Genomic DNA, 3,734 nt, shown 5'->3' on the forward strand with positions numbered 1-3,734 from the left:
CTGGCGACGCAGCCGGACAAGGGCTCGGACTAACCTGCGCCCGGCCGTAGCCCCCCTGCAAAAAAAATGGCGAAAACGACCCCATGCACAGAAAGGAACGCCTTGGATTCGTTACGCTTTTCATTCGAGCCAAAACCGGTCATGACCTTACCCTGATACCATTTTTCTCCGGGGGTTGCCGCGACAGCCGCGCTCGCAATGGCGTTGTTGGAGGCTCGCACAACCACAACTGTCATCGCACGGCTTGACCGGGCGACCCAGTATTCCAGAGACGTCAGAGATGGAATCGAGAAGCTGCGGCGTACTGGATCGCCCGGTCAAGCCGGGCGACGACAGCCTTGCTTATGGCAAATACTTCGCGGAGCACTGAGAGTGCCTGCGGTCTGGTTGAGACCGCAGGCGCAATCGTCAGGCCATTTCCTTGGTCAGGTTTTCGGCGACCTTGTCGAGGAAGCCCGTGGTGGAGAGCCAGCGCTGGTCGGCGCCGACCAGCAGGGCCAGGTCCTTGGTCATGAAGCCGGCCTCGACGGTGTCGACGCAGACCTTCTCCAGCGTCAGCGCGAACTTCGCCAATGCCTCGTTGTTGTCGAGCTTGGCGCGATGCGACAGGCCGCGGGTCCAGGCGAAGATCGAGGCGATCGAATTGGTCGAGGTCTCCTTGCCCTTCTGATGCTCGCGGTAATGCCGCGTCACCGTGCCGTGGGCGGCTTCGGCTTCGACGGTGTTGCCGTCGGGCGTCATCAGCACCGAGGTCATCAGGCCGAGCGAGCCGTAGCCCTGCGCGACGGTGTCGGACTGCACGTCGCCGTCGTAGTTCTTGCAGGCCCAGACATAACCACCCGACCACTTCATCGCGGCGGCGACCATGTCGTCGATCAGGCGATGCTCGTAGGTGATCTTCTTGGCTTCGAACTGCGACTTGAACTCCTTGTCGTAGATGTCCTGGAAGATGTCCTTGAAGCGGCCGTCATAGACCTTGAGGATGGTGTTCTTGGTCGACAGGTACACCGAATAGCCCTTGGCGAGGCCCTGGTTGAGCGAGGCGCGGGCGAAATCGGCGATCGAATCGTCGAGGTTGTACATCGCCAGCGCGATGCCGGCGGAGGGCGCCTTGTACACTTCGCGCTCGATCACCTTGCCGTCCTCGCCGACGAATTTCATCGTCAGCGTGCCCTTGCCGGGGAACATGAAGTCGGTGGCGCGGTACTGATCGCCGAAGGCGTGACGGCCGATGATGATCGGTTTGGTCCAGCCCGGCACCAGCCGCGGCACGTTCTTGCAGATGATGGGCTCGCGGAACACGACGCCGCCGAGGATGTTGCGGATGGTGCCGTTCGGCGACTTCCACATCTGCTTGAGGCCGAACTCCTTCACCCGGGCTTCGTCAGGGGTGATGGTGGCGCACTTGACGCCGACGCCGACCTTCTTGATGGCTTCGGCGGCGTCGATGGTGACCTGGTCGTCGGTCTTGTCGCGGTATTCCATCCCGAGATCGAAATACATCAGGTCGATATCGAGGAACGGGTTGATCAGCTTGTCCTTGATGTATTGCCAGATGATCCGGGTCATCTCGTCGCCATCGAGTTCGACGACGGGGTTGGTCACCTTGATTTTTGCCATGGCAGATCGGGCCTTTTCGAAAAACAGCGCGTTTCGGGACGGATGGGGTGATGGTGCCGTGGCTATAGCACCCGAAAACGCGGGCTGGAAGGCGAATGGCGGGGCAGATCCGGCTGGTTTTCAGGCCACAGCGAAACTTTCAGACGAGCCCAAAACGCCGTTCCAGCCAGCTTCGCGTCTTGCCCGGCCGCATGGCGCGGATCACCGCGGCGGCGCCACCGGGATCCCGCTTGTGCCTGACTTCCGCGATGTGCAGATAGAGCCGGGCGGCGCGCCAGCTGTGGTCGGGATGGCAGAGCTCCAGAATTCTGTTCCACACCGGCTCGGCATGACCGGGGTCGGCCGCGAAACAGGCGGTCCAGAGAATTTCCAGCGCATAGGCCTGCGAGGCGCGGGGTTCGACCCGGGATGCCAGCGCAAGACACTTTTTCAATTCGCGCCCGGCGAAGTTGAGGTGCCCCTGCCGGAAGGCCACGCCAAGCGGCCAGGCCATCACCGCCACCGTGCCATAGGCGTCATGGCATGATTGTGCCTCGCGCGCGGCTTCTTCCAGAATCGACAGGACCAGGTGTTGCTCCGCGTGTTCCGCCACCGAGGCGAGCGCCTGGACCCGATACCACGCATCGGGGCAGCCGCGCGCGGCGTGCAGCGCCCTGGCGGTATCGGTCGGCGCCAGCTGTCCCGCGAGGTGACGGCCGGTCAGGGAGGCACGCGAAGGCGTGGGTGTATGGGGATAGCGCTGCTGCAGCGGGGACATGCCGGTTGGTCGCATCGAGAGCAGACGCGGTTCGCGGCGGAACTGCCTCGCCTCATGCTAACCGTGAACTCACAAATTCGGTTCGACGCCGTCCTTATTAGTTAGCCGTATGGCTAACTTTAATTGACACACGTTGGTGTCTTCACTATAGTTAGCTTTATGGCTAACCAATCAATGCAGCTCGACCACGTTTTCGGGGCCCTGTCCGACCCGACCCGTCGTGCGATCGTCATGCGACTGTGTGACGGCGAGGCATCCGTCGGAGAACTGGCCAAGCCGTTCGAAATGGCGCTGCCGAGCCTGATGAAACACATCCGCATTCTGGAGAGCAGCGGCCTCGTTGCGTCCGAGAAGAGCGGTCGCGTCCGGATGTGCTCATTGCAGACGGAAGCTCTCGCGACCGTCGAGGGCTGGTTGGCGGCCCAGAGGGAGATCTGGGAGCAACGATTGGATCGACTGGAAATGTACGTCGAGAAACTGAAGAAAGAGGAGAAGTCCAATGCCCGCAAACGCAAGCCAAAATGAAACGCCCCTGTCCGTTTGGGCGCTCGATCGAGAGATCGTCCTTTCGCGCGTGATCGACGCGCCACGCGAGCTGGTTTTCTCGGCCTGGGTCGACCCGCGCCATCTCCCTCAATGGTTTGGTCCTGCCGGCTTCAGGATCGAGACGAAGTCAATCGATATCCGCGTCAACGGCGAATGGCGGTTCGACATGATCGCCCCCGACGGCAAGCGATTTACCAACCGGATGCAATTCCGGCGTATCGAGAAGCCGCATTTGATCGAGTTCCATCATGGCGCCGACAAGGACAACGATCCCGGCATGTTCCGCACCACCATCACGTTCGATGTGCAGAGCGACGGCAAGACCGTCATCACCTTGCGGCAGTTGCATCCGACCAAGGCCCAGCGCGACGCGGGGATCGGATTCGGCGCGGTCGAATTCGGTTATCAGACCCTGGAGAAGCTGGCGCAGCACGTCGAACGCAGTAAAGTTGCCTAGAACGCCGCCTGCGTCGCGGTGCCCGCCACCACGTACCAGGTGACGAACAGCCCGCAGATCAGCGCGCCCGGCAGGCTGGAGCCGGAGCGCCGCCAGGTGAAGGTCGCGCCCACGGCGCATATCCCGAGCAGCGGCACGAACTGGATGGCGACGATGGTGGAGAGCGGCACGAAACCGGGATCGGGCAGCGGGTTGAACAGTTTTCCCGATAGCCACAGCGTGCCGTATTGCAGCACCAGCAGCACGATGAAGCCCAGCGTCAGCGCCAGAATATTGGTGAGATAGAGCGCGCCGCGCGGTGAGCCCATGGTCGAGAAATTGCGGTGCAGCACATGCAGCGCGACCACGAAAAAT

Annotated in this window: 4 protein-coding genes and 1 pseudogene; 2 read left to right on the plus strand and 3 right to left on the minus strand. The window is 61.9% G+C overall.

Annotation, left to right across the window (positions count from 1 at the left end; translation table 11 throughout):
• Positions 1-408 precede the first annotated feature (408 nt).
• Positions 409-1,620 (minus strand): NADP-dependent isocitrate dehydrogenase, encoded by a 1,212-nt coding sequence (locus Q7U29_RS05230; protein WP_304739222.1) that lies wholly within the window; start codon positions 1,618-1,620, stop codon positions 409-411.
• A gap of 139 nt (positions 1,621-1,759) precedes the next feature.
• Positions 1,760-2,377 carry a hypothetical protein gene (locus tag Q7U29_RS05235; protein WP_304739224.1) on the minus strand — a complete coding sequence of 206 codons (618 nt, stop codon included), beginning with the start codon at positions 2,375-2,377 and terminating at the stop codon, positions 1,760-1,762.
• A gap of 159 nt (positions 2,378-2,536) precedes the next feature.
• Here Q7U29_RS05235 and Q7U29_RS05240 point away from each other — a divergent pair, with 159 nt between their 5' ends.
• Together Q7U29_RS05240 and Q7U29_RS05245 are read left to right on the plus strand one after the other, a co-directional pair.
• Positions 2,537-2,902 carry a helix-turn-helix transcriptional regulator gene (locus tag Q7U29_RS05240; protein WP_304739228.1) on the plus strand — a complete coding sequence of 122 codons (366 nt, stop codon included), beginning with the start codon at positions 2,537-2,539 and terminating at the stop codon, positions 2,900-2,902.
• Positions 2,877-3,380, plus strand: a complete 504-nt coding sequence (locus tag Q7U29_RS05245; RefSeq protein WP_304739226.1) for an SRPBCC family protein — start codon at positions 2,877-2,879, stop codon at positions 3,378-3,380. Before Q7U29_RS05240 ends, Q7U29_RS05245 begins: the two co-directional genes overlap by 26 nt.
• Here Q7U29_RS05245 and Q7U29_RS05250 read toward each other — a convergent pair.
• Positions 3,377-3,734 (minus strand): annotated as a pseudogene (locus Q7U29_RS05250) (alpha/beta hydrolase); the annotation flags it as partial. The gene Q7U29_RS05245 and the pseudogene Q7U29_RS05250 overlap by 4 nt on opposite strands.

Source organism: Bradyrhizobium sp. (assembly GCF_030654605.1).
Taxonomy (GTDB): Bacteria; Pseudomonadota; Alphaproteobacteria; order Rhizobiales; family Xanthobacteraceae; genus Bradyrhizobium.